General features: G+C 71.2%; 21 protein-coding genes. 8 read left to right on the top strand and 13 right to left on the bottom strand.

The window, feature by feature from the left end; genetic code table 11:
• Positions 1-70 precede the first annotated feature (70 nt).
• From tkt to pgl, 6 genes are read left to right on the top strand one after another with little or no spacing between them, the layout of a single operon-like run.
• On the top strand, positions 71-2,209 hold the full coding sequence (tkt, locus tag AC1UKG_RS04970; RefSeq protein WP_018744254.1) for a transketolase: 2,139 nt from the start codon (positions 71-73) through the stop codon (positions 2,207-2,209).
• A gap of 15 nt (positions 2,210-2,224) precedes the next feature.
• Entirely contained in the window at positions 2,225-3,403 is a 1,179-nt protein-coding gene (gene tal / locus AC1UKG_RS04965) for a transaldolase (protein ID WP_018744253.1), read from the top strand.
• Positions 3,400-5,064: a hypothetical protein gene (locus tag AC1UKG_RS04960; protein ID WP_018744252.1), complete on the top strand. Its 1,665-nt coding sequence runs from the start codon at positions 3,400-3,402 to the stop codon at positions 5,062-5,064. Before tal ends, AC1UKG_RS04960 begins: the two co-directional genes overlap by 4 nt.
• 31 nt (positions 5,065-5,095) lie before the next feature.
• Positions 5,096-6,613 carry a glucose-6-phosphate dehydrogenase gene (zwf, locus tag AC1UKG_RS04955; protein ID WP_018744251.1) on the top strand — a complete coding sequence of 506 codons (1,518 nt, stop codon included), beginning with the start codon at positions 5,096-5,098 and terminating at the stop codon, positions 6,611-6,613.
• A gap of 34 nt (positions 6,614-6,647) precedes the next feature.
• Positions 6,648-7,661 carry a glucose-6-phosphate dehydrogenase assembly protein OpcA gene (locus AC1UKG_RS04950; protein WP_482642714.1) on the top strand — a complete coding sequence of 338 codons (1,014 nt, stop codon included), beginning with the start codon at positions 6,648-6,650 and terminating at the stop codon, positions 7,659-7,661.
• Entirely contained in the window at positions 7,658-8,428 is a 771-nt protein-coding gene (gene pgl, locus AC1UKG_RS04945; protein ID WP_475890327.1) for a 6-phosphogluconolactonase, read from the top strand. The genes AC1UKG_RS04950 and pgl overlap by 4 nt, the downstream gene beginning before the upstream one ends.
• 134 nt (positions 8,429-8,562) lie before the next feature.
• Here pgl and secG read toward each other — a convergent pair whose 3' ends face one another.
• The 7 genes from secG to rapZ form a co-directional block, all read right to left on the bottom strand.
• The gene (gene secG, locus AC1UKG_RS04940; protein ID WP_018744248.1) at positions 8,563-8,823 is read right to left on the bottom strand and encodes a preprotein translocase subunit SecG; all 261 of its coding nucleotides are present in this window, start codon (positions 8,821-8,823) and stop codon (positions 8,563-8,565) included.
• Between the two features lie 96 nt (positions 8,824-8,919).
• Positions 8,920-9,711, bottom strand: a complete 792-nt coding sequence (gene tpiA / locus AC1UKG_RS04935; RefSeq protein ID WP_029125118.1) for a triose-phosphate isomerase — start codon at positions 9,709-9,711, stop codon at positions 8,920-8,922.
• Complete coding sequence (locus AC1UKG_RS04930) at positions 9,712-10,911, bottom strand: phosphoglycerate kinase (RefSeq protein ID WP_482642713.1); 1,200 nt, start codon at positions 10,909-10,911, stop codon at positions 9,712-9,714.
• Between the two features lie 52 nt (positions 10,912-10,963).
• Positions 10,964-11,968 carry a type I glyceraldehyde-3-phosphate dehydrogenase gene (gene gap / locus AC1UKG_RS04925; RefSeq protein WP_018744245.1) on the bottom strand — a complete coding sequence of 335 codons (1,005 nt, stop codon included), beginning with the start codon at positions 11,966-11,968 and terminating at the stop codon, positions 10,964-10,966.
• Positions 11,969-12,233: 265 nt separating this feature from the next.
• Complete coding sequence (gene whiA, locus AC1UKG_RS04920; protein ID WP_018731644.1) at positions 12,234-13,214, bottom strand: DNA-binding protein WhiA; 981 nt, start codon at positions 13,212-13,214, stop codon at positions 12,234-12,236.
• A gap of 54 nt (positions 13,215-13,268) precedes the next feature.
• Positions 13,269-14,258, bottom strand: a complete 990-nt coding sequence (locus tag AC1UKG_RS04915) for a uridine diphosphate-N-acetylglucosamine-binding protein YvcK (protein WP_018815283.1) — start codon at positions 14,256-14,258, stop codon at positions 13,269-13,271.
• The gene (gene rapZ, locus AC1UKG_RS04910; RefSeq protein WP_018744242.1) at positions 14,255-15,163 is read right to left on the bottom strand and encodes an RNase adapter RapZ; all 909 of its coding nucleotides are present in this window, start codon (positions 15,161-15,163) and stop codon (positions 14,255-14,257) included. Before rapZ ends, AC1UKG_RS04915 begins: the two co-directional genes overlap by 4 nt.
• A gap of 207 nt (positions 15,164-15,370) precedes the next feature.
• On the opposite strand from rapZ, the gene recQ reads away from it, so the two are divergent.
• A complete protein-coding gene (gene recQ, locus AC1UKG_RS04905) occupies positions 15,371-17,212 on the top strand; it encodes a DNA helicase RecQ (protein WP_482642712.1) in 1,842 nt (613 codons plus the stop codon).
• Here the strand turns inward: recQ and AC1UKG_RS04900 are convergent.
• The 6 genes from AC1UKG_RS04900 to rsgA all read right to left on the bottom strand — a co-directional run bounded on the left by AC1UKG_RS04900 (position 17,209) and on the right by rsgA (position 25,193).
• On the bottom strand, positions 17,209-17,475 hold the full coding sequence (locus AC1UKG_RS04900; protein WP_482642711.1) for a type II toxin-antitoxin system Phd/YefM family antitoxin: 267 nt from the start codon (positions 17,473-17,475) through the stop codon (positions 17,209-17,211). The genes recQ and AC1UKG_RS04900 overlap by 4 nt on opposite strands.
• Before the next feature lie 7 nt (positions 17,476-17,482).
• Positions 17,483-18,283, bottom strand: a complete 801-nt coding sequence (locus AC1UKG_RS04895; RefSeq protein WP_482642710.1) for an alpha/beta fold hydrolase — start codon at positions 18,281-18,283, stop codon at positions 17,483-17,485.
• A 45-nt stretch (positions 18,284-18,328) separates the two neighbouring features.
• The gene (uvrC, locus tag AC1UKG_RS04890) at positions 18,329-20,341 is read right to left on the bottom strand and encodes an excinuclease ABC subunit UvrC (protein ID WP_482642709.1); all 2,013 of its coding nucleotides are present in this window, start codon (positions 20,339-20,341) and stop codon (positions 18,329-18,331) included.
• 92 nt (positions 20,342-20,433) lie between these two features.
• A complete protein-coding gene (locus AC1UKG_RS04885; protein WP_482642708.1) occupies positions 20,434-20,928 on the bottom strand; it encodes a Rieske (2Fe-2S) protein in 495 nt (164 codons plus the stop codon).
• A 218-nt stretch (positions 20,929-21,146) separates the two neighbouring features.
• The gene (gene uvrA / locus AC1UKG_RS04880) at positions 21,147-24,110 is read right to left on the bottom strand and encodes an excinuclease ABC subunit UvrA (RefSeq protein ID WP_482642707.1); all 2,964 of its coding nucleotides are present in this window, start codon (positions 24,108-24,110) and stop codon (positions 21,147-21,149) included.
• A gap of 288 nt (positions 24,111-24,398) precedes the next feature.
• Positions 24,399-25,193, bottom strand: coding sequence for a GTPase RsgA (gene rsgA / locus AC1UKG_RS04875; RefSeq protein WP_482642706.1), 795 nt, complete (start codon positions 25,191-25,193; stop codon positions 24,399-24,401).
• Positions 25,194-25,307: 114 nt separating this feature from the next.
• On the opposite strand from rsgA, the gene AC1UKG_RS04870 reads away from it, so the two are divergent.
• On the top strand, positions 25,308-25,720 hold a 413-nt coding region (locus AC1UKG_RS04870), incomplete at its 3' end, for a maleylpyruvate isomerase N-terminal domain-containing protein (protein WP_482643187.1).

The following is a 25,720-nucleotide window of genomic DNA, read 5'->3' as shown; positions in this document are numbered from 1 at the left end:
CGGACGTTTAGGGCCGCTCGATAGGGTCACCGGTGAGGGTTCCGCCCATCTGCCGAGGAGCACACCGAACGTGGCTGACAACCGACCTGAGCTTCCTGCACTCAACTGGTCCGACCTCGACCGTCGGGCGGTCGACACGGTCCGCGTGCTGGCCATGGATGCCGTCGAGAAATCCGGCAATGGCCATCCCGGCACCGCGATGAGCCTGGCGCCCGCGGCCTACCTACTCTTCAACCGGGTAATGCGCCACAACCCCGCCGACCCGACCTGGCCCGGCCGGGACCGCTTCGTCCTCTCCGCCGGGCACTCCAGTCTCAGCCTCTACATCCAGCTCTACTTCTCCGGCTACCCGATGAGCCTCGCCGACCTCGAAGGCCTGCGGCAGTGGGGCTCCCTCACCCCCGGCCACCCCGAGTACGGGCACACCCCGGGAGTGGAGACCACCACCGGCCCCCTCGGGCAGGGCCTGGGTAACGCGGTCGGGATGGCGATGGCCGCCCGCCGGGAACGCGGGTTGTTCGACCCCGAGCCGGAGCGTGGCACCTCGCTCTTCGACCACGACATCTGGTGCATCGCCTCCGACGGCGACATCGAGGAGGGGATCAGCCACGAGGCCAGCGCCCTCGCCGCGCACCAGCAGCTGGGCAACCTCTGCGTGATCTACGACGACAACGAGATCTCGATCGAGGACGACACCCGGATCGCCAAGAGCGAGGACGTCGTGGCCCGCTACCAGGCGTACGGGTGGCATGTGCAGACCGTCGACTGGCGACGCGGCGACGCCGACGAGGGCGACTACCACGAGGACGTGGCCACGCTGTACCGCGCGCTCTTGGCGGCCAGGGCGGAGACCGGCCGGCCGTCGTTCATCGCGCTGCGCACCATCATCGGCTGGCCGGCGCCGAACAAGCGGAACACCGGCAAGATCCACGGTTCGGCGCTCGGCGCCCCCGAGGTCGCGGCGACCAAGGAACTCCTCGGCTTCGACCCCGAGCGCACCTTCGAGGTTGACGAGGACGTCCTCAAGCACGCCCGCCAGGTGCTGGAACGCGGCATCGCCGCCCAGCGCGAATGGACCGAGACCTTCGAGGCCTGGGGGCGGGCGAACCCGGAGCGGCGGGCGCTCTGGGACCGGCTGGCCCACCGGACCCTGCCGACGGACTGGACGGACGCCCTACCCACGTTCCCCGCCGACGCCAAGGGCATCGCCACCCGCGCCGCCTCCGGCAAGGTCCTCGCCGCGCTCGCACCGGTGCTGCCGGAGCTGTGGGGCGGCTCGGCCGACCTGGCGGACAGCAACAACACCACCATGAAGGGCGAGCCCTCCTTCATCCCGGCCGAGCACGCCACCAAGGACTTCCCGGGCAACGAGTACGGCCGCACGCTGCACTTCGGCATCCGTGAGCACGCGATGGCCGCCATCCTCAACGGAATCGCCCTACACGGCGGCACCCGCCCGTACGGCGGCACCTTCCTCGTCTTCAGCGACTACATGCGCCCGTCGGTACGCCTCGCGGCGATGATGAAGCTGCCGGTGACCTACGTCTGGACGCACGACTCGATCGGCCTCGGTGAGGACGGTCCGACCCACCAGCCGGTGGAACAGCTGACCGCGCTGCGGGCGATCCCCGGACTGGACGTGGTACGCCCCGCCGACGCGAACGAGACGGCCTGGGCGTGGCGACAGGTCCTGACGCACACCGACCGACCGGCCGCGTTGGCACTGAGCCGCCAGCCGTTGCCGACCCTGGATCGATCCGTGCTCACCAGCGCGGAAGGGGTGGCCCGCGGCGGGTACGTGCTGGCCGAGGCCTCCGGCGGCAAGCCGCAGGTGATCCTCATCGGCACCGGCTCCGAGGTGCAGCTCTGCCTCACCGCCCGGGAGCGGTTGGAGGCCGACGGCACCCCCACCCGTGTCGTCTCCATGCCCTGCCAGGAGTGGTTCCGGGCCCAGGATGAGGCGTACCAGGAGTCGGTCCTACCCCGTGGGGTAAGGGCACGGGTGAGCGTGGAGGCGGGTGTCGCGATGTCCTGGCGGGCCTTCGTCGGTGACTGCGGTGAGAGCATCAGCCTGGAGCACTTCGGGGCGAGCGCCCCGCACACCGTGCTCTTCGAGGAGTTCGGTTTCACCCCGGACCGGATCGTGGGTGCGGCGCACGCCACGCTGACCCGGGTCGGCGACATCACCGGTAATCCGACCGGCAACTGAGGGGAGCGCGACGGCATGACGGACAGGCTGGGTGAGCTCACCGCCGCGGGTGTGGCGGTCTGGCTCGATGATCTTTCACGGATGCGACTCAGCTCCGGCGGGCTGGACCGGCTGCGCCGGGAGAAGCACCTGGTCGGGGTGACCAGCAACCCGACGATCTTCGCCAAGGCCCTCGGCGACGCGGAGGAGTACGACTGGCAGCTGCACGACCTCGCGATGCGCGGGGTGAGCGTCGAGGAGGCGGTCCGCACCCTCACCGCGTACGACGTGCGCTGGGCCTGTGACGTGATGCGACCGGCGTACGAGGCGTCGGCGGGGGTGGACGGACGGGTCTCGCTGGAGGTGGACCCGCGGCTGGCGTACGAGACCGACCAGACCATCGCCGAGGCGCGGGCGCTCTGGTGGCTGGTGGACCGGCCGAACCTGTTTATCAAGATCCCGGCTACCGAGGCCGGGCTGCCGGCGATCACCGCCGCCCTGGCCGAGGGGATCAGCGTGAACGTCACCCTGATCTTCGGGCTGGACCGTTACTCGGCGGTCATGGAGGCGTTCCTGACCGGCCTGGAACAGGCGAAGGCGAACGGCCACGACCTGTCCAAGATCGGCTCGGTGGCGTCGTTCTTCGTCTCCCGGGTCGACACCGAGGTCGACAAGCGGCTGGAGAAGATCGGCTCGGAGCAGGCCAGCACGCTGCGCGGTCGGGCCGCGATCGCCAACGCCCGGCTGGCCTACGAGCGCTACAGCCAGGTCTTCGCCTCCGACCGGTGGCAGGCCCTCGCCGACGCCGGGGCGCATCCACAGCGACCGCTCTGGGCCTCCACATCGACGAAGAACCCGGACTACCGGGACGTGATCTACGTCGAGGAGCTGATCGCCCCCGGCACCGTCAACACGATGCCGGAGCCGGTGATCAACGCCTATGCCGAGCACGGCGAGACCAGCGGCGACACCGTCACCGGCGGCTACGACGAGGCGCGGGAGGTCTTCGCGGGCCTGGCGACGGCCGGGGTTGACCTGACCGATGTGATCGACACCCTGGAGCGCGAGGGGGTGGAGAAGTTCGAGGCGAGCTGGAAGGAGCTCCTCGACGGTGTCCGCCGTTCCCTCGCCGCCGCGAACCGCGGCATCGACCACCCCGGCGACGCCGCCACGACGAACGCGCGGGCCGCTGAGCGGGCGGGAGGCAACGCGTGAGCGAGTCTTTCGGACAGCCCGTGGAGGCCGCCGCCGGCCTCTCGGTGCGCGGGGCAGACGCGGTTGACCAGACCGGGGCCGCCTCCACCCGGACCGCGGTCACCACGGCCGGGATTGCGGGCCAGCTGGCCGCGAAGGATCCCACGCTCTGGGGGCCGGAGGCGGAGGCCGAGGCGCGGATTCGGCTGGGTTGGGTCGACACCCACACCCGTAGCCGGGATCTGCTTCCGCAACTCGCCGAGCTGACCTCGGAGCTGGCCGACCTGGATCACGTGGTGCTCTGCGGGATGGGCGGTTCGTCGCTGGCTCCCGAGGTGATCTCCCGGACGCTCGGCCGGCCGCTGACCATCCTGGACACCACCGATCCGGGCCAGATCCGGGCGGCGCTCGCCGACCGCCTGGAACGGACCGTCGTCGTGGTGGCCAGCAAGTCCGGTTCGACCGTGGAGACCGACAGCCAGCGACGCGCGTACTGGCAGGCGTTCCTCGACGCGGGGATGTCCGAGGCGGAGGCCGGGCGGCACTTCGTGATCGTCACCGACCCGGGCTCGCCGCTGGCGGCGACCGCGGCCGAGATGGGCGCGTTCACGGTGCTGGCCGACCCGAACGTCGGCGGGCGCTTCGCCGCGCTGACCGCGTTCGGACTCGTTCCGACGGCGCTGGCCGGGGTCGAGGTGGCCGAGCTGCTGGACCAGGCCGAGGCTTTCGCCGGGTCGTTGGCCGCCGAGCGGGACAACCCGGCGCTGGCGCTGGGCGCCGCGCTGGGTGCGGCGGCCACCGCCGGCCGGGACAAGGTGGCGCTGGTCTCGGACGGCAGCGGAATCGACGGGCTCGGTGACTGGGCCGAGCAGTTGATCGCCGAGTCGACCGGCAAGTCCGGGAGCGGCATCCTGCCGGTCGTCGTCGAGTCGCCGACCAGCCCGGGCGCCACCGGCGAGGACATCCTCACCATCAGCTATGGCGGGGCGCTGACCGCCGGGGACCTGAGCGGCGGGGAAGGGCCGGGCGGCACGCCGGACGTGGCGGTCAACGGGCCGTTGGGGGCGCAGTTCCTCGCTTGGGAGTATGCGGTCGCGGTTGCCGGCGTGGTGCTCGGCATCGACGCGTTCAACCAACCGAACGTCACCGAGAGCAAGGAGAACACCAACAAGATCCTGGCCTCGGGCGCGCCGACGGAGCAGCCGGCCTTCACCGAGGGCGCGATCGAGGTGTACGCCCCGGCGGGGGTACCGAACGATCTGGCCGGCGCGGTGCGCTGGCTGATCGATGGCGTGGATGACGACGGCTACCTCGCGGTCATGGCGTACCTCGACCGCGGGGCCGATGCCGACGCGGCCCGGCTCCGCCCCGCGTTGGCCGAGGCGGCCGGCCCGCCGGTGACCTTCGGCTGGGGTCCCCGGTTCCTGCACTCCACCGGGCAATATCACAAGGGAGGCCCACAGGTGGGCAGCTTCCTTCAGCTAACCGGTACCGTCGACGTTGATCTGCCGGTGCCCGGGAAGCCGTACAGCTTCGGGGAACTGCAGGCGGCGCAGGCCGCCGGCGACCGGCAGGCCCTGGCGGACCGGAAGCGTCCGGTGCTGCGACTGCACCTGACCGACCGGTCCGCGGGTGTGGCGCAGCTGTTGGAGGCAGCTGGCGCGCTACCCAAGCGACGATGACGGACAAAACAAAGCGGAGCAAGGAGACAGCGTGACAAACCCGTTACGCGACCCGCAGGATCGACGGCTGCCCCGCATCCCAGAACCCTGTGCTCTGGTCATCTTCGGCGTTACCGGCGACCTGGCCCGCAAGAAACTGTTACCGGCGGTATACGACCTCGCCAACCGGGGGCTGCTGCCCCCGAGCTTCGTCGTGCTCGGCTTCGCCCGCCGGGACTGGGGAGACGGCGACTTCGAGTCCCTCGCCCAGGCGGCGGCGAAGGAACACGCCCGCACGCCCTGGCGGGAAGAGGTGTGGGCGCGGCTGGCCGGCAACATCAAGTTCGTCGGCGGGTCGTTCGACGACGACGAGGCCTTCGACCAGCTGGCGGGGACGTTGGGAGAGCTACGCCAGACGCACGGCATTCCCGGCAACGCCGCCTTCTACTTCGCCATCCCCCCGCCGGCTTTCCCGGTGGTACTCAAACAGCTCGCCCGCACCGGAATGGCGGACAACGCCAGCTCCGGCGGGTGGCGACGAGTCGTGGTCGAGAAGCCCTTCGGGCACGACCTGCCCTCGGCCAAGGAGCTCAACGACCTGGTGGACGATGTCTTCACCCGCCCGGACGTCTTCCGCATCGACCACTACCTGGGCAAGGAGACGGTTCAGAACATTCTCGCCCTGCGGTTCGCCAACAACCTCTTCGAGCCGTTGTGGAACTCGAGATACGTCGACTCGGTGCAGATCACCATGGCCGAGGACGTGGGCATCGGCACCCGGGCCGGGTTCTACGACACCGCCGGTGCCGCCCGGGACGTGCTCCAGAACCATCTCCTCCAGCTCCTCGCACTGGTGGCGATGGAGGAGCCCACCAGCTTCGCCGCCGACGAGATCCGCGCCGAGAAGCTCAAGGTACTCAAGGCCATCACCCTGCCACCCGACGTGGCCCAGGGGACCGTACGGGGCCAGTACCTGCCCGGCTGGGTCGGCGGCGAACGCGCGCTCGGCTACCTGGACGAGAAGGGGGTCCCGACGGAGTCGACCACCGAGACCTACGTCGCGGTGCAGCTTGGCATCCAGAACCGACGGTGGGCGGGGGTGCCCTTCTACATCCGCGCCGGAAAGCGGATGCCCCGGCAGGTGACCGAGGTCGCAATCATGTTCAAGCAGGCCCCACACCTACCGTTCAACGACGCCGATGTGGAGTCGCTGGGCAACAACCAGCTCGTCATCCGGGTCCAGCCGGACGAGGGCGTGGTCCTCAAGTTCGGCTCCAAGGTGCCCGGGACCGCGATGGAGGTCCGCGACATCGCGATGGACTTCCAGTACGGCGAGGCGTTCACCGAGGCGAGTCCGAAGGCGTACGAGCGGCTGGTGCTGGATGTCCTGATCGGCGACCGGACCCTCTTCCCGGACGCCGCCGAGGTCGAACAGAGCTGGCGCGTGGTGGACCCGCTGGAGCAGGCGTGGGCGGAGACGAAGCCGGAACCCTACCGGTCCGGTGAGTGGGGTCCTCACCGCGCCGACGAGATGCTGGCGCGGACGGGCCGCGCCTGGCGGCGGGCGTGACGATCGAGCGACGCGAGCAGACCGGGAGGCAGCGATGATCGGCCTGTGGGACACCACCGGCAACGAGGTGGTCAAGGCGCTCGCTGCCGAGCGGCGCAGCGCCGGCGGGGTGGCCAGTGGCATGGCACTCACCCTGATCGTGGTGGTGGACGAGAAGCGGGTCCGGGAGGCGGAGGCAGCGGCGACGATCGCTTCCGCCGCCCACCCGTGCCGGCTGCTGATCGTGGTGCGTTCCGACGTGGATCGGGACCGAAGCCGGCTGGACGCGGAGATCGTGGTGGGGGGCCGGCTCGGCCCCGGCGAGGCGGTGGTGGCCCGGATGTACGGGCGGCTGGCCCTGCACGCCGAGTCGGTGGTGATGCCGCTGCTGGTGCCAGACGTTCCGGTGGTGACCTGGTGGCACGGGGATCCGCCGGCCGAGATCGCCGCCGACTTCCTGGGCGTGGTAGCTGACCGGCGCATCACCGACGCCGCGCAGGCCGACAACCCGATCGAGGCGTTGCGGCAGCGGGCGCACGACTATGCACCCGGCGACACCGATTTGGCCTGGACCCGGGTCACGTTGTGGCGCACCCTGGTGGCAGGTGCCTTCGACACCACCGAGGCACGGGTCACCGCGGCGACCGTGGTGGCACCACCGACCGATCCGACGGCGGCGCTGATGCGCGGCTGGCTCGCCTCCCGACTGGGGATCGACCCCGAGTGGCGGCACACCGACCAGTACTCCCGGATGCATGAGGTGCAATTGCACTGCGCCAACGGCGACGAGCTGACACTGACCCGCAACGACAGCATGGCGGTGTTCCGCCGCACCGGCCAGGAGGACCGCCTGCTGCCGCTGGTGCGCCGGCCGCTCGGCGACGAGCTGGCCGAGGAGTTGCGCCGGCTCGACGCCGACCAGGTATACGCGGAGGCGCTCGGTGCCGCGGCGGGGCTCTCCGGGCTGGACCGCCGCCCCGCGCAGCGGATGCATGTCTGGAAGGACCCGGCTCAGGCCCAGCGGGCCGAGGCGGGGATCACTACGCACGCGGGGGTCGCGCAGGCATGAGCGAGGCGAGTATCGCGGTCCACGCCGACGCCGAGCTGCTGGCGCAGGCGGTGGCCGCCCGGCTACTGGTCCGAATCCTCGATGCGCAGACTGGGCGCGGTCAGGCGTCGGTGGTCTTGACCGGCGGACGGATCGCCGCCGCCGTCTATCGGGCCTTGGCGGCCCTGCCCGCCCGTGCGGCGGTCGACTGGTCCCGGGTGGACGTCTGGTGGGGCGACGAGCGGTTCCTGCCTGAGGGGGACCCGCAGCGCAACGCGACGCAGGCCCGGGCAGCGCTCCTGGAGGCGGTGCCGCTGGACCCGGCCCGGGTACACCCGATGCCGGCTTCGGACGGCCCGACCGGCAGCGACCCGGAGGAGGCCGCCGCCCGGTACGCGGCGGAGCTGGCCCAGGCGGCCCGCCCCGGCACCGCCGCCCTCCCCCACTTCGACGTGCTCCTGCTGGGAGTGGGCGAGGACGGGCACGTCGCCTCGGTCTTCCCGGAACATCCGGTGCACTACGAGAGCCGGCCGGTCAGTGCGGTCCGGGGCAGCCCGAAGCCGCCGCCGATCCGGACCACCCTGACTCTGCCGACGATCAACACCGCGGAGGAGGTGTGGCTGGTCGCCAGCGGGGCGGACAAGGCCCGCGCGGTCGGTCTGGCGCTGGCTGGTGCGGGGCCGGTGCAGCTACCGGCCGCGGGTGTGCGGGGCGTCAACCGCACCCTCTGGCTGCTGGATCGGAGCGCCGCCGCCGACCTACCCGCCCGCTTCCGCAGCGTCCGCTGAGGTATCGCCCGCTGAAGTGTCGCCCGCGGCCGCTATACCGCCGCGGGCAACACTTCAGACACCGCAAAGGTAACGCACCGCGCGTGGCCCGTCCGAAGACGAACCGCGCGCGGTGTTGACTCGACGTGCTGGGCTCAGCCGAGGCTGGTCTGCTGCAGACGCAGCCAGAGCCCGAGTCCGACGATGCAGGCGAACCAGACGATGCCCACCAGAACGGTGTAGCGGTCCAGGTTCTTCTCGGCGACCGACGACCCAGCCAGGCTGGAGCTGACCCCGCCGCCGAACATGCTGGACATCCCACCGCCCTTACCCCGGTGCAGCAGGATCAGCAGGGTGAGCATGACGCTCGTAATGACCAGCAACACGATCAACGTGTACGCGAACCAGATCGGCATGGCGGGGGATAGTCCTCTCGTTGCGATCCTCGCCCGAGCAGAACGGGCACGGTGGCACCGACCGGCGGACGGGCGGAGTCAAGGATAGCGAAGCGATCAGCCGGTGGTGTGCTCCGGGAACCGGCAGATCTTCGCGAACTCCTCAGCGTCCAGGCTGGCGCCGCCGACAAGGGCGCCATCCACGTCCGGCTGAGCCATGATGGCGGCCACGTTCGACGACTTGACCGACCCGCCGTACAGGATCCGAACCCGGTCGGCCGTCTCCTGGCCGAAGCGCCCGGCGAGGCGCTCACGGAGCGCCCCACACACCTCCTGGGCGTCCTCCGGGGTGGCCGTCTTGCCGGTGCCGATCGCCCAGACCGGCTCGTACGCGACGACAACCTCGGCCATCTGCTCGGCGGTGACCCCCTTGAGGGCGGCGTCGAGCTGGTCGTTGCAGTGCGCCACCTGACCGCCCTGCTCCCGAATGTCCAGCCCCTCCCCCACGCAGAGGATCGGGATGAGGGCATGGGTGAGCGCCGCCTGCACCTTCGCGTTGACGATCGCGTCGTCCTCGTGATGGTTCGCCCGCCGCTCGGAGTGGCCGACCGCCACATAGGTGCAGCCCAGCTTGGTCAGCATCGGCCCGGCGATGTCACCGGTGTGCGCTCCCGACGCGTGCGGCGAGAGGTCCTGCGCGCCGTAACCCACCAGCAGCTTGTCCCCGTCAACGGCGGTCTGCACCGTCCGTAGGTCGGTGAACGGCGGTAGCACCACCGTCTCGACATCGGTGAGCTGCTTCGCGGTGAGACTCGCGGCGAGCTTCTGCACCAGCAGATTCGCCTCGAGATGGTTGAGGTTCATCTTCCAGTTGCCGGCCATCAGTGGCCGGCGGGTGGGGTTGGCCATTCAGCTCTCCAAGGCCGCGATGCCGGGGAGGGTCTTGCCCTCCAGGTACTCAAGACTGGCTCCGCCGCCGGTCGAAATATGGCTGAACGCCTGCTCGTCGAGGCCGAGGGCCCGCACCGCGGCAGCGGAGTCACCGCCGCCGACCACGGTGAACGCGTCCGACTTCGCGATCGCCTCGGCGACGCCGCGGGTGCCGTACGCGAAGGCCGCCATCTCGAACACGCCCATCGGGCCGTTCCAGAAGATCGTCCGCGCGTCCCGCAGCGCGGCGGCGAAACCAGCCACCGTCTCCGGGCCGATGTCGAGCCCGACCCGCTTGCTGGGGATCCCGTCGGCCCGCACCGTGTCGTGCGGGGCGTCGGGGGCGAACGCGTCCGCCGCCACCACGTCAACCGGAAGCATGATCTTGCCGTCGGCCCGTTCCAGCAGGCTGCGGCAGGTCTCGACCATCTCCTCCTCCAACAGCGAGGAGCCCACCTCGTAGCCCTGGGCCTTGAGGAAGGTGAAGCACATGCCGCCACCGACCAGCAGCCGGTCGACCGTCGGCAGCAACGCCTCGATCACCGCCAGCTTGTCGGAGACCTTCGACCCACCGAGCACCACCACGTACGGACGGTCCGGCTCCCCGGCGAGGGCGCCGAGCACCTCCACCTCGCGCAGCACCAGCCGGCCCGCCACGTGCGGCAGTCGGGCCGGTACGTCATACACGCTGGCGTGTCGACGATGCACCGCACCGAACGCGTCATCCACGTACGCGTCGGCGAGTGCGGCGAGCTGGTCGGCGAAGGCGCCCCGCTCCGCCTCGTCCTTGCTGGTCTCACCCGGGTTGAACCGGAGGTTTTCCAGCAGGGCGACCTGACCGTCGGCGAGACCGGCCACGGTGGACCGGGCCGAGTCGCCGACCGTGTCCTCGGCGAAGTGCACCGGCGCGCCGAGCAGCTCACCGAGCCGCCCGGCGACCGCACGCAGGCTGAACGCCGGGGCGGGGCTGCCCTTCGGCCGCCCCAGGTGGGAGCAGACAACCACCTTCGCGCCGGCCTGGACCAACGCGCCCAGGGTCGGCAGCACAGCCCGGATCCGGCCGTCGTCGGTGATCTGACCAGTCTGCTTGTCGAGCGGGACGTTCAGGTCCGCGCGGACCAACACCCGCCGACCCGTTACCTCCTCGGCGAGCAGGTCGTCGAGGGTGCGGATAGTCACCGGACCGACCTTCCCTTCGTCACCAGGCCCCCCGCGAGCTGCCTACGCGCACTCACAGCGACTGACCAACCAGCTTCACGAGGTCCACCAGGCGGTTCGAGTAGCCCCACTCGTTGTCGTACCAACCGACGATCTTGACCTGGTTGCCGATCACCTTGGTCAGCGGGGCGTCGAAGATGCAGGACGCCGGGTCGGTGACGATGTCGGCCGAGACGATCGGGTCCTCGTTGTAGGACAGGATGCCGTTGAGCGGGCCGTTGGCGGCCGCCTTCATCGCGGCGTTGACCTCGTCCGCCGTGGTCTCCCGGCCGACGGTGACGGTCAGGTCGGTGGCGGACCCGGTCGGGATCGGCACCCGCAGCGCGTAGCCGTCCAGCCGACCCTTGAGCTCCGGCAGCACCAGGCCGATCGCCTTCGCCGCACCGGTGGAGGTCGGCACGATGTTCAGCGCGGCGGCACGGGCGCGACGCAGGTCCTTGTGCGGAGCGTCCTGGAGGTTCTGGTCCTGGGTGTAGGCGTGGATGGTGGTCATCAGACCCTGCTCGATGCCGAACGTGTCCTGCAGGACCTTCGCCATCGGCGCCAGGCAGTTGGTGGTGCAGGAGGCGTTGGAGATGACGGTGTGCTTGGCCGGGTCGTACTCCGCGTGGTTGACGCCCATCACCACGGTGACGTCTTCGTTCTTCGCCGGCGCGGAGATAATCACCTTCTTGGCGCCGCCGTCAACGTGCGCCTTCGCCTTGGTGGCGTCGGTGAAGAGACCGGTGGACTCGATGACCACGTCCACGCCCGCCTCACCCCAGGGCAGCTTCGCCGGGTCCTTCTCGGCGAACACCTTGATGGTCTTGCCACCCACGGTGATCTCGTCCGCGCCGGCCTTCACCTCGTGCGGCAGACGACCGAGGATGCTGTCGTACTTGACAAGGTGGGCGAGCGTCGCGTTGTCGGTCAGGTCGTTGACCGCCACGACCTCGATGTCAGCGCCGGACGCCAGCACTGCCCGGAAGAAGTTACGGCCGATCCGGCCGAAGCCGTTGATGCCAACCCGGATGGTCACAGGTCCCATCTCCTCGCGTTCTAGTCCGCCGGCGTGATGACCCACGGGCCGGCGACTAGTCTGCGCCAGCCGGTGGAACCGGCCGTTTGACGGTTCATCTCGGCCGCCCCGCCGCGGTCCGAGGGACCGACCGCCCGAGGCGGTGCGCACGGCGAGGAGTGCCGAGTGCCGGCTCCCTTGCCGTACGCAGCGACCCTATCCGAGCACGGGGGTTCACGCTGCGGCGGGTGGCGATCCTGCCGCCCCGTAAGCCGCCACCGTCCTATCAGACCACGAGCATGTCCGGCGTGACTGCCGCTTCGGTATCCGGAATGCCGAGATCGCGGGCTCGCTTGTCGGCGAGCGCGAGCAGCCGCCGGATCCGTCCGGCGATCGCATCCTTGGTCAACGGCGGCTCGGCGAGCGCGCCCAGCTCCTCCAGCGATGCCTGGCGGTGCTCGAGCCGCAGCCGCCCGGCCGAGGTCAGGTGGTTCGGCGCGTCCTCGGCGAGGATCTCCAGGGCCCGGGTGACCCGAGCGGCGGCGGCGACCGCCGCGCGCGCCGACCGACGCAGGTTCGCGTCGTCGAAGTTCGCCAACCGGTTCGCGGTGGCCCGCACCTCGCGCCGTACCCGACGTTCCTCCCAGGCGAGCACGCTGGAGTGGGCACCGATCCGGGTGAGCAGGGCGGCGATGGCGTCGCCGTCCTTGACCACCACCCGGTCCACCCCGCGCACCTCGCGGTTCTTCGCGGCGATGCCGATCCGGCGGGCCGCGCCGACCAGGGCGAGTGCCGACTCCGGGCCGGGGCAGGTGATCTCCATCGCACTGGAGCGGCCCGGCTCGGTCAACGAACCGTGTGCCATGAACGCGCCACGCCACGCCGAGACCGCGCAGCAGACGTTGGCGGCCACCACGTGCGGTGGCAGGCCCCGCACCGGCCGACCGCGGACATCGAGCAGGCCGGTCTGCCGGGCGAGAAACTCGCCGTCCTTGACCACCCGCACGATGAAGTGGCTGCCCTTACGCAGCCCACCGGAGGCGAGGACGTGGATCTCGCTGGGATAACCGTAGACCTCGGCGATCTCACGCCGCAGCCGTCGGGCCACCGCCCCGGTGTCCAGCTCGGCCTCCACGACCACCCGACCGGAGACGATGTGCAACCCGCCGGCGAAGCGCAGCAGCGCCGCCATCTCCGCCCGCCGGCAGCAGGGCTTGGGCACGTCAACCCGGCTCAGCTCGTCCTTGACCGCCGCCGTCATCGCCATTGTGCGTCCTCTCACGGACCGGTTCCGGCGTGTCGCCGGAGATTACGTACGTGTCTAACGAGCGGCGCCCAGGACCGGCACCAAAGCAGCGGCGAGAGCAGCCGAATCATGACAGGGCGTGCCGTCGTCAACCGCGACCGGGGCGAGGATCAGACGAGCACCCAGCGATTCTGCCGCACGTTCGACCGGTACTGGGTCACCCACCGCCTTGGCGTCTCCGAGCACGCAGTCGACCCGCAACGTCGGCAGGTACCACCGCAGCTCGGCCAGGTGATCAGCGACGGAGAGCCCGAACGTCTCCCTCTCGGCGGCCAGGTTCAGGGTGACCAGCCGGCGGGCGGGGCTCGCGACGATGGCCGCGGCCAGCTCCGGCACCAACAGGTGCGGCAGCACGCTGGTATACCAACTGCCCGGGCCGAAGAGAAGCCAGTCGGCCGTGCCGATGGCGGCCAGTGCCTCCGGACAGGCCGCCGGTGCCACCGGGCTCAGCCGCAGCGACTCGACCCGACCGGTGGTGACGGCCACCTGATGCTGGCCGCTGACGATGCCGACCTCCGCCGGCCGGTCCGGGTCGACGCCCCGAACCCGCGCCTCGATCCCGACCGGCTCGCAGGACATCGGCAGTACCCGCCCGACCGTGCCCAACATCGCGCCGGCGTGCTCCAGCGCCGCCACCGGGTCGCCGAGCAGCTCCATCAGCCCGCAGAGCACGAGATTGCCGATAGCGTGCCCGGTCAGCCCGCCCGCCGCCGCCCGGTCGTCCATCGTCGAGGTCGAGACCGCGGCGAACCGGTGCTGGAAGAGCCCGGCGCTGCGCTTGGTGGCGGGGTGGTCTCCGGCCAGCGCGACGAGCGCCTGGCGCAGGTCCCCCGGCGGCAGTCCGCCCCGCTCCGCGCGCAGCCGGCCACTGGACCCACCGTCGTCGCCGACGGTCACCACGGCGGTCAGGTCAAGGTCGAGCTCGGGGGCACAACGCCGCAGTGCCCGCAGCGAAGCGGAGAGTCCGTGCCCGCCACCGAAGGCGACCACCCGGATAGCCGTCACTCGCGCCCCAGGTCCCGGTGCTGGGCGTTGGCGGCGAGGCCCGTCCGGCGCAGCCGCGCCGCCAACTCCTCGGCGATGGCGACGCTGCGGTGCTTGCCACCGGTGCAACCGACGGCGGCGGTCAGATACCGCTTGCCCTCCCGCTCGAACCCGGCGGTGGTGGCGTTGAGCAGGTCGGCGTAGGTCGCCACGAAGTCCTCGGCGCCGGCCTGGCCCAACACGTACGAACTGACCGCCTCCACCTGCCCGGTGTGCTCGCGCAACTCCGGCACCCAGTACGGGTTCGGCAGGAACCGCGCGTCGCAGACGAAGTCAGCATCCGGCGGCACGCCGTACTTGAAACCGAACGAGACCACGGTCACCCGCAGCTGACGGGCGTCCTCGGCGCCGAAGAGCTCCTCGATCCGCCGCCGCAGCTGGTTGACGTTGAGGTGGCTGGTGTCGACGAACACGTCGGCCTGGTCGCGGGCCCCCTCCAGCAGCCCGCGCTCGACCGCGATGCCGTCGGCGAGCCGCCCGTCCCCCTGCAGCGGGTGCGAACGCCGGACGCTCTCAAAGCGCCGGATCAACACCTCGTCGTCGGCGTCAACAAAGACCACCCTCGGGCCGAAGCCCCGCTCCTTGAGCTCCCGGATCGCACCGGCCAGGTCGGTGGAGAACGCCCGGGAGCGCACGTCCAGCACCATCGCCGTACGCCGGGCGGCGCCACCGGCCTTCATCGCCAGCTCGGCCATGTCCAGCATCAGCGCCTGGGGCAGGTTGTCCACCACGTAGTAGCCGACGTTCTCCAGGGCACGGGCGACGGTACTGCGCCCACCGCCGGAGACCCCGGTCACCACCACGAGCGTGGTGTCGGTGCCCGACGGGTCGGGCCCATCCGGCACGCTCGTCTGCCCCTCGATCACCTGATACCCCCAACGTGTGGCACCGCGACCGGAATCGGGCCACGGGTTCGAACAGCGACTCTAACCCGCCGAGCCACACAGATCTTCCGCGTCACATTCCCGACACCGGGACAGCTCACCCACCACCGGCCACCAGACTTCTCCGCCCGCTACGCACGGCCCCGGGCGTGGGCCGTCGCGTCAGGGGCCACTCGTAGACTGCGCCCCATGCCCTCCCCCACCGACCAGCAGCCCGCCGCGCTGGAAACACTGCGGCGCGTCTTCGGCTACGACGCCTTCCGGGGCTTCCAGCAGGAGGTCATCGAGCACCTGGCGGCCGGCGGGGACGCCCTGGTGCTGATGCCCACCGGCGGCGGCAAGTCGCTCTGCTACCAGATCCCGGCGCTGCTGCGGGACGGGGTCGCGGTGGTCGTGTCACCGTTGATCGCGCTGATGCAGGACCAGGTCGACGCGCTGACCGCGGTCGGGGTCCGGGCCGGCTTCCTCAACTCGACGCTGGACCTCGACGCCCGCCGCGCCGTCGAGCGGGCCTTCGTCGCCGGGGAGTTGGATCTGCTCTACCTCGCCCCGGAGGCCCTCGGCACCCGGGGCGTGCAGCACCTGCTCGACCAGGGGCGGATCAGCCTCTTCGCGATCGACGAGGCGCACTGCGTGTCGCAGTGGGGGCACGACTTCCGCCCGGACTACCTGGCCCTGTCGATGCTGCACGAACGCTGGCCCGGGGTGCCCCGGGTGGCGTTGACCGCCACCGCGACCAGCGCCACCCGCGCCGAGATCGCCACCCGGCTTCAGCTCACCTCGGCCCGACACTTCGTCGCCAGCTTCGACCGGCCCAACATCCAGTACCGCATCGCGGCGAAGCGGGAGCCGAAGCGGCAGCTGCTGGCCCTGCTCCGGGACGAGCACCCGGGGGACGCCGGCATCATCTACTGCCTCTCCCGGGCCAGCGTGGAGAAGACCGCGGAGTTCCTCGTCGACAACGGTATTGCCGCGTTGCCCTACCACGCCGGCCTGGACGCGGTCACCCGCGCCCGGCACCAGCAGCGTTTCCTGCGCGAGGACGGCCTGGTCATGGTCGCGACGATCGCGTTCGGGATGGGCATCGACAAGCCGGACGTACGGTTCGTCGCCCACCTTGATCTACCGAAGTCGGTGGAGGGCTACTACCAGGAGACCGGCCGCGCCGGACGGGACGGCCTGCCGGCGACGGCCTGGCTCGCCTACGGCCTGACCGATGTGGTGCAACAGCGCCGGCTGATCGACACCTCGGAGGGGGACCTGGCGCACCGGCGCAACCTCGCCGCCCATCTGGAGGCGATGCTCGCGCTCTGCGAGACGGTCCGCTGCCGGCGGGTGCAGCTCCTGGACTACTTTGGCGAGACCGCCGCCGCCTGCGGCAACTGCGACACCTGCCTGCAGCCGCCCGAGTCGTGGGACGGCACGGTCGCCGCACAGAAGCTGCTCTCCACGGTCTACCGGCTCGACCGGGAACGCCACCAACGCTTCGGCGCCGGGCACTGCGTCGACATCCTGCTCGGCCGCGCCACCGACAAGGTCCAACAGCACCGGCACGACTCCCTGACGGTCTTCGGGATCGGCACCGAGCTGAGCGAGGCGGAGTGGCGGGGGGTGGTCCGGCAGCTGCTCGCCGAGGGGCTGCTGGCGGTCGAGGGAGACTACGGCACCCTGGCCCTCACCGACACCAGCGCGGAGGTGCTGGGCCGGCGTCGCACCGTCATGCTCCGCCGCGAGCCGGCCCGGAAGGCCCGGCCGGCGAAGCCGCGCGGCGCGGCCACCGTGGTCGCCGAGCTGGCGCCGGCCGCCGCCGAGGCCTTCGCGCGGCTACGCGCCTGGCGGGCCACCACCGCCAAGGAGCAGGGCGTGCCGGCATACGTGATCTTTCACGATGCCACGCTGCGGCAGATCGCCACCGACGCACCGGCCGCCCTGGCCGACCTGTCCCAGGTCAGTGGCGTCGGCGAGGCGAAGCTGGCGAAGTACGGCGAGCAGGTGCTGGCCGTACTCGCTGACGACGCACACCCTGCTTAATCAACAGTGGGCAGCCGATCCGCTGCCCACCCAGGGTCCATGGGCTGGTGGAACACGCTGGCAATGTCGTCCCATCCGCGCCAGGCGCGGGGACCGACCGGGCCGAGCACAGCTGCTGGCCGACCGGCAACGGTAATCGTCACGCGTTCACCCGCTTGCGCCCGACGTACCAAGTCGCTGGCGTTCTGCCGCAGCTCCCGTAGCCCAACCTCGTCCACGTGACCCACGTTAGTCGGGTGTGCGCAGGTCCGCGCTGGCGTCATCGGCGGTTCAGCCTCGGGCGATGAAGTCCGTCAGCACCGGGGCGAGGGTCTGCGGCGACGGTACGTGCCCCTCGCCGGGCAGCACCCGGTGCGTGCCCCGCGGCAGCGCCGCGGCGGCGGCGCGGGCCACCTCGATCATCCACTCCGGGCTCTCGCCGCCGCTGAGCACCAGCGCGGGCACGGAGACCCGGGCGGCGACCTCCACCGGCAGGATGCCGCCGCGGCTGCGGTCACCCATGACCGCCGAGTCGTAGGCGAGCGTCGGCGCGAGCGCCACCACGTCGGCCCACCACGGCTCGTGGCTCAGCTCGGCCACCGCCTCCGCCGGCACGCCGGTGGTCTGGAAGAACAGCGCCACCGCGTCGTCGCGTCGATCCTCCGCCAGCAGCGTGGTCAGGGCCTCGGCGTAGTCGCGGGCCTCCTGGCGGTCCTCGTCGGTGTCCGCGCCGAAGGGTGGTTCGTGGAGCACGATCGCCCGGGCCGGCACCCCGGCGGCCGCGGCGTGCAGCACCAGTGCGGCACCCGACGAGTGCCCGTACAGGATGACGCCGGCACCGAGGTCGTCCACGAGGGCGGCGAGATCCTCGACCTCCCGCTCGACGGCGTACGGGCTGACGTCGCCGCTGTCGCCGCGACCACGGCGGTCGTAGTTGACGACCGGCAGGTGGGCGCCGAGTCCTTCGGCCAGTTCTCGAGTCTTCGCCCGGTCGCAGGTGGCGCCGCCGACCACGATCAGCGGATCCCCGCCGTGCTCACCGCAGCGTTCGTACGCGATCGCCGTGCCGTCCGCCGATGTCACCTTCAACATGCCCGTGCCGGACCCTTCTGTCAGAAACGCTCCGATTGACAGGTACTAGGTGCGTGGTTCATCTGACTGCGTCGAGCCGCCGAACGCGGCGAGGATCGCCTCGGCGGTCCGCTTGCCGACCCCCGGGACCTCGGTAATCTCCTCCACCGAGGCGGCGGAGAGCCGCTTCAGCGAACCGAAGTGGCGCAGCAGCGCCGTGCGCCGTACCTCGCCCAGCCCGGGCACCCGGTCCAATGCCGACTCGGTCATCCGCCGGGAACGCCGCTGCCGGTGGAACGTGATGGCGAACCGGTGCGCCTCATCCCGTACTCGTTGCAGCAGGTAGAGGCCCTCCGACGTGCGCGGCAGGATGGCCGGGAAGTCGTCGTCGGGCAACCACACCTCCTCCAGCCGCTTCGCCAGCCCGCACAGCGCCACATCATCGACGCCCAACTCGGCGAGGGCCTGCGCCGCCGCCGCTACCTGCGGCGCGCCCCCGTCCACCACCACCAGCTGCGGTGGATAGGCGAACCTGCGCGGCCGGCCGGTCGTCGGATCGACCAGGGTGCCGACCCGCCGCTCGTCGGCCGCGCCCGGCCCGGTCGACGCCAGCCCGGTCGACGCCAGCCCGGCCGGGGCGGCGGGGTCACCGGCCGACTCGACACCGGCCTCCCCCGTCTCGGCCCGGGCGTCCAGGTAGCGGGCGAACCGCCGCCGCAGCACCTCCGACATCGCCGAGAGGTCGTCGGTGGCGCCCCGGATGATGAACCGCCGGTACTCGCTCTTGCGCGGCAACCCGTCCTCGAAGACCACCATGCTGGCCACCACGTCGGTGCCCTGGATCTGGGAGATGTCGTAACACTCGATGCGCAGCGGGGCCGTCTGCAGGCCCAACGTCTCGGCGATCTCGTCGAGGGCCTTGCTCCGGGTGGTCAGATCGCCGGCGCGCCTGAGCTTGTGCCGGGCCAGGGCGTCGGTGGCGTTACGCGCGACCGTCTCCAGCAGGGCCCGCTTGTCGCCGCGCTGCGGCACCCGCAGCGTCACCCGGCTGCCGCGGTGGTCGGAGAGCCAGTCGGCGAGCGCCTCGGCATCGGCGGGCAGCTCGGGCACGAGCAGTTCCCGGGGGACATCGGCCTCACCCTGCTCCCCGCCGTACACCTGGGTGCAGAAGTGGTGGACGAGATCACCGATGGTCAGCTCCTCGGTCTTCTCGACCACCCAGCCGCGTTGGCCGCGGATGCGCCCGTCCCGCACGTGAAACACCTGCACGGCCGCCTCGAGCGGATCATCGGCGAAGGCGACCACATCGGCGTCGGTGCCGTCGCCGAAGACCACGGTCTGCTTCTCCATCGCCCGGCGCAGGGCGGCCACGTCGTCGCGGAGCCGGGCGGCCCGCTCGAACTCCAGCGCCGCGCTGGCGTCGGCCATCTCCCGTTCCAACCGGCGGACCATGACATCGGTCCGGCCGCCCATGAAGTCGCAGAAGCCGTCCACGATCGCCCGGTGCTCCTCGGCGGAGACGCTGCCGACGCAGGGCGCGGAGCACTTGTCGATATAGCCCAGCAGGCAGGGGCGGCCGACCTGACCGGCCCGCTTGAACACCCCCGACGAGCAGGTGCGCGCCGGAAAGACCCGAAGCAGCAGGTCGAGCGTCTCGCGGATCGCCCAGGCGTGCGAGTACGGCCCGAAGTAGCGCACACCCTTGCGCTTCGACCCCCGCATGACCTGGAGTCGGGGGAACTCCTCGGCGACGGTGACCGCCAGGTACGGGTAGGACTTGTCGTCCCGGTAGCGGACGTTGAACCGCGGATCGTACTGCTTGATCTCGGTGAACTCCTGCTGGAGCGCCTCGACCTCGGTGGCGACGGAGATCCAGTCCACCGATTCGGCGGTGAAGACCATCTGCCGGGTGCGCTGGTGCAGATTGACCGGGTCGGCGAAGTAGGAGTTGAGCCGGTTGCGCAGGTTGCGCGCCTTGCCGACATAGATGACCCGCCCGGTGCCGTCGCGGAACCGGTAGACCCCAGGTGACTCCGGGATCGTGCCGGACGCGGGACGGTAGGACGAGGGATCAGCCACGTTCCGAGCCTAGTCGCCGGCCCCGACAACCTCCGGCCGCGCCCGCCGACGCGGTCGGCCCGCCCGAGGCCGACCAGGCCGACCACGGCCGGTCAGGCGAGCGAGATCTGGTCGCCGTTGACTTTGACATCCCGCGGGGCGAGGGGCTTGGTGGACGGGCCGGTCAGCACCGCGCCGTCCTCGATCGAAAACTTGCTCCCGTGACAGGTGCAGTTGATCGTGCCGCCGTCGACGTTCCCCACCGGACAGTTCTGGTGCGGGCAGATCGGGTCGAAGCCCTTGAACTCCCCCGCTGACGGCTGGGTGATGACAATCCCCTGCGCGGCGTAGACGACACCGCCGCCGACCGGGATGTCACTGGTCCGGGCCAGCGACTGGGCTCCCTCCCGATCGCCGCCACCCGGGTCGCCGCTCTCGGTCAGGGCCGGGCCGGGCCGGGCCTCGGCTTCGCCGGTGGAGTCGTCGCCGCAGGCGGCCAGGGCCATCGCCGCGCCAACGGCACCCGCGCCGGCCAGCACGGCCCGCCGGGTCCGCACGCCGTCGCCAGTGCCGATCTCCGCACCGGTCCCCGTCTGCTCGTCACTCATGTCGCATCTCCTCGGCCAACGAACCGCGCCGCCATGGTGGTGTGCCCCGGTCGGTCTCCCGACACCAACGCACCCCGTCGGTTCACCCGGTCCGCGCCCCGGGGCCACCCGTGCGACCCTACCCGGCCGGCGAAGGTCACCGGTCTGGTCACCTGGCCGCCCTGATCATTCACCGGTCCGTGTCGCCCCGGGTGACCCGGACCGGTGACGCAGGCCAGTCATCGTGCCTTGACGGCGGATCTGCGAGGGGCACGGGTCTTCGCCTCGGCCGCGCGGGTCTTCGCCCCGTTGGCCTTGGCCGCCCGGGAGGTGGCCTGCGCCGCACCCTTCGCCGCACCGTCCAGCTTGAGCACCTGGCGCACAAACTGGCCGGTGTGACTCTCGGGCACCTCGGCGACCTCCTCCGGGGTGCCGGCCGCGAGGACCGTGCCGCCTCGATGGCCGCCCTCCGGCCCCATGTCGATGATCCAGTCAGCGGTTTTGATCACGTCGAGGTTGTGCTCGATGGTGATCACGGTGTTGCCCTTGTCGACCAGCCCCTCCAGCACCATCAGCAGCTTCCGGATGTCCTCGAAGTGCAGCCCGGTGGTGGGCTCGTCGAGCACGTAGACCGTCCGCCCGGTAGAGCGCTTCTGCAGCTCGGAGGCGAGCTTGACCCGCTGCGCCTCGCCCCCGGAGAGGGTCGGCGCGGGCTGGCCCAGCCGGACGTAGCCGAGCCCCACGTCCACCAGCGTCCGAAGGTGCCGGTGGATGGCCGGAATGGCGGAGAAGAACTCCGCCGCCTCCTCGATCGGCATCTCCAGCACGTCCGAGACGGTCTTGCCCTTGTAGCGCACCTCCAGGGTCTCCCGGTTGTACCGAGCGCCCTTGCAGACCTCACACGGCACGTAGACGTCGGGCAGGAAGTTCATCTCGATCTTGATCGTGCCGTCGCCGGAGCAGGCCTCACACCGGCCCCCCTTGACGTTGAACGAGAACCGGCCCGGCCCGTAGCCCCGAACCTTGGCCTCGACCGTCTCGGCGAACAGCTTGCGAACGTGGTCCCAGACACCGGTGTAGGTGGCCGGGTTGGACCGCGGGGTGCGGCCGATCGGCGACTGGTCCACCCCGACGACCTTGTCCACGTGTTCCAGGCCGGCGACCCGGGTGTGTCGCCCCGGCACCAGCCGCGCCCCGTTGATCTGGTTGGCCAGCACCGCGTACAGGATGTCGTTGACCAGGGTCGACTTGCCGGAGCCGCTGACCCCGGTGACGGCGATCAGTTGACCGAGCGGGAACGTCACGGTCAGGTTCCGCAGGTTGTGCTCGCGGGCCCCCCGCACCGTCAGCTCCCGGCCCGGCGTCTGCGGCCGGCGCCGCTTAGGCGTCGGGATCTCCTTCCGGCCGGCCAGGTACGCCCCGGTCACCGACTCCGGGTTCGCCAACAGCGCCGGGACCGACCCGCTGTGCACGATCTGGCCGCCGTGCTCGCCCGCCCCCGGGCCGATGTCGACGATCCAGTCCGCCGTCCGGATGGTGTCCTCGTCGTGCTCGACGACGATCAACGTGTTGCCGAGCCCGCGCAGGCGCAACAGCGTCTCGATCAGGCGGTGGTTGTCGCGCTGGTGCAGGCCGATCGACGGCTCGTCCAGCACGTAGAGGACGCCGACCAGGCCGGAACCGATCTGGGTGGCCAGCCGGATGCGCTGCGCCTCGCCCCCGGAGAGGGTGCCAGCCGGGCGGTCCAGGGATAGGTAGTCCAGCCCGACGTCGAGCAGGAACCGCAGCCGAGCGTTGATCTCTTTGAGAACCCGCTCGGCGATCAGCCGCTGCCGATCAGTCAACTCGACGCCGGCGAGCAGCTCGGCGCACTCCCCGACGGACATCCCGCACACCTCGGCGATACTCCGACCGGCGACGGTGACCGCCAACACCTCCGGTTTGAGCCGGGCACCGCCGCAGGCGGCACAGGGCACATCCCGCATGTAGCCCTCGTACTTCTCCCGGGACCACTCCGACTCGGTATCCGAGTGCCGGCGCTCGATCCACTGCATCACGCCCTCGAAGCCGGTGTAGTACGAGCGTTCCCGGCCGTACTTGTTGCGGTACCGCACGTGCACCTGGTCGTCGGCGCCGTGCAGGATCGTCTTCTGGATCCGGGCCGGCAGCGCCCGCCACGGCGTGTCCAGATCGAAGTGCTCCGCCTCGCCCAGCGCCCCCAGCAGGCGCAGGAAGTGTTCCAGCGTGTGCCCGCCGGACCAGGGCTGGATCGCCCCCTCCCGCAGGGTGCGCTCCGGGTCCGGGATCACCAGCTCCGGGTCGACCTCCTTCTTCGTGCCCAGGCCGGTGCACTCCGGGCACGCGCCGTAGGGGGCGTTGAAGGAGAAGACCCGGGGCTCCAGGTCCTCGATCGCGAGCTGGTGGTCGTTGGGGCAGGCCAGATGCTCCGAGTAGCGGCGCTCCCGCTCCGGGTCGTCCTCGGGCAGGTCGACGAAGTCCAGCAGCACCAGACCGCTGGAGAGCCCGAGCGCCGCCTCGACCGAGTCCGTCAGCCGCTGCTTGGCGGACGGCTTCACGGTGAGCCGGTCGATGACCACCTCGATGGTGTGTTTCTCCTGCTTCTTGAGCTTCGGTGGCTCGTTCAGCGGGTGCACCACCCCGTCCACCCGGGCGCGGGCGTATCCCTTCGCCTGCAGCTCGGCGAAGAGGTCCACATATTCGCCCTTACGGCCCCGGACGACCGGCGCGAGCACCATGAACCGGGTGCCCTCCGCCATCGCCAGGACCCGGTCAACGATCTGCTGCGGGGTCTGCCGGGAGATCCGCTCGCCGCAGACCGGGCAGTGCGGCTGGCCGATCCGGGCGAAGAGCAGGCGCAGATAGTCGTAGACCTCGGTGATCGTGCCCACTGTCGACCGGGGGTTACGTGAGGTCGATTTCTGGTCGATGGAGACGGCCGGGCTCAGCCCCTCGATGAAGTCCACATCCGGCTTGTCCATCTGACCCAGGAACTGCCGCGCGTACGACGACAACGACTCGACGTAGCGCCGCTGCCCCTCGGCGAAGATCGTGTCGAAGGCCAGGCTCGACTTGCCGGAACCGGACAGCCCGGTGAACACGATGAGTGCGTCCCGCGGCAAATCGAGACTGACGTCACGCAAGTTGTGCTCGCGCGCGCCACGGATGATGAGTCGGTCAACCACGGTGCGTGTACTCCCGGGGTGTGGATTGGTGGCAGCTGTCGCCCGACGGCCGGCCCGGGAGGTCTGACCCGGATGACGGCCACGCGGTCGCGCTGTACGGTTGTGTCGCCCATCGGGCGTGGTGGTTAGCCCGTTGAGCGTGGTGGTTCCCTGGTCACTTGGTCACCTTTGTCACTCACTTGGTTACCTTTGTTACCTGGTTCCCAAAGCACCAAAGAGCGCCTCGGCAAGCCTAGCCCTGGGGTGTGACACTTCCCTTCGCCTGCGCATTCCCCCAGCTCAGATCGGTCAGCCGGGCACCGCCCGTACCCCCGGGGTTTCCACCACCGCGCCACCGCCCGGCACCGCCACCAGCGCCCGCCCAGCGGAGTGGGGTCGGCCCGCGCCGTCCACCCGCCGGCTCGCCGACGTCGGCAGCGTCACCGCGCCGGCCAGCGCGTTCACCAGACTCGACCGCCCCGCCCGGGACGGGCCGAGCAGGCCGAGGGTCCGACCCGGCGCCACCTCCGCGCGCAGCGGGTCGAGCCCATCACCTCGCTGCGCGCTGACCGGCAGCACCGGCACCCCCGGCGCCGCCGCCGCGACCTGCCGCACCACCGCAGCCGGCTCGGCGACCAGGTCAGCTTTGGTCAGCACCAGCAGTGGCCGGGCTCCCGACTCCCGCGCGAGCGCCAGCAGACACTCGATCCGTCCGAGGTCGGGCCCGGGACGCATCGGCTCGACCACCGCCGCGACGGTCAGGTTGGCCGCCAGCACCTGCCCCTGGCCGGCCCTGCCGGTGGTCCGGGACACCACCGCGGTACGCCGGGGCAGCACCACCTCGACCGTCACGTGCCGGTCGGGCCAGGTGGCGAGCAGCACCCAGTCCCCCACGCACGGCAGGTAGCTCCGGTCCCGGGCCGCCGTGGCCAGCACCGCCCCGCCGAGGGTGGCGCGGAGCGGGCCGGCAGCGCCGAGGACGGTGCACACCCCCCGCTCCACCCGAGCCACCCGGCCCGGCTGACAGTCGGCGCGCCGTCGTGCGTCGGACGCCCAGTCGGCGTCCCAGCCCAGAGCCGTCAGGTCGATGGTCATGAAATCCACTACCTCCTCCGACCTCCCGGCCGCGCGTTGCCGCCGACCGTAGGGCGCACCGCCGCGCACCCGAAACCGATTTCCCCGGCGACGAACGGACGGCCCGACCGCTAGGGTCGAGAGGTGACCTCCGATCCACTACGGCTGACCGGCGAAGTGGACGACGCGACCGCCCGTCTCCTGCGCACCACGGCTGAGCTCGACGAGACGAGCCTGGCCACCGCGTCCCTGCTGCCCGGTTGGACCCGGGGGCACGTCTTGGCCCACCTCGCCCGCAACGCCGACGGGTTCGTCAACCTGCTCACCGCCGCCCGCACCGGCGCCCCCATCCCGATGTACGCGAGCCCCGCCGCCCGCTCCGCGGACATCGAGGCCGGCGCCGTCCGCCCACCCACGGCACACCGGGACGACCTGCGCCGCAGTGCGGACCGGTTCGCCGAGGCGGTGGCGGCGATGCCGGCCGAGGCGTGGGGCGCCACCGTCACCACCCGACGCGGGCCGTGGTCCGCGGCGAACCTCGTCTGGGGTCGACTCCG

Source organism: Salinispora sp. CH2A1_6 (genome assembly GCF_056820975.1).
This window is presented reverse-complemented; position numbering and strand designations above follow the sequence as displayed.

What these genes read in the sequence shown, in the direction of transcription:
- tal (WP_018744253.1), top strand. Translation starts at nt 2,225, where the DNA reads ATGACGGACAGGCTGGGTGAGCTCACCGCCGCGGGTGTGGCGGTCTGG.
- AC1UKG_RS04950 (WP_482642714.1), top strand. Translation starts at nt 6,648, where the DNA reads ATGATCGGCCTGTGGGACACCACCGGCAACGAGGTGGTCAAGGCGCTC.
- pgl (WP_475890327.1), top strand. Translation starts at nt 7,658, where the DNA reads ATGAGCGAGGCGAGTATCGCGGTCCACGCCGACGCCGAGCTGCTGGCG.
- secG (WP_018744248.1), bottom strand. Translation starts at nt 8,823, where the DNA reads ATGCCGATCTGGTTCGCGTACACGTTGATCGTGTTGCTGGTCATTACG.
- tpiA (WP_029125118.1), bottom strand. Translation starts at nt 9,711, where the DNA reads ATGGCCAACCCCACCCGCCGGCCACTGATGGCCGGCAACTGGAAGATG.
- whiA (WP_018731644.1), bottom strand. Translation starts at nt 13,214, where the DNA reads ATGGCGATGACGGCGGCGGTCAAGGACGAGCTGAGCCGGGTTGACGTG.
- recQ (WP_482642712.1), top strand. Translation starts at nt 15,371, where the DNA reads ATGCCCTCCCCCACCGACCAGCAGCCCGCCGCGCTGGAAACACTGCGG.
- AC1UKG_RS04900 (WP_482642711.1), bottom strand. Translation starts at nt 17,475, where the DNA reads ATGACGCCAGCGCGGACCTGCGCACACCCGACTAACGTGGGTCACGTG.
- AC1UKG_RS04895 (WP_482642710.1), bottom strand. Translation starts at nt 18,283, where the DNA reads ATGTTGAAGGTGACATCGGCGGACGGCACGGCGATCGCGTACGAACGC.
- AC1UKG_RS04885 (WP_482642708.1), bottom strand. Translation starts at nt 20,928, where the DNA reads ATGAGTGACGAGCAGACGGGGACCGGTGCGGAGATCGGCACTGGCGAC.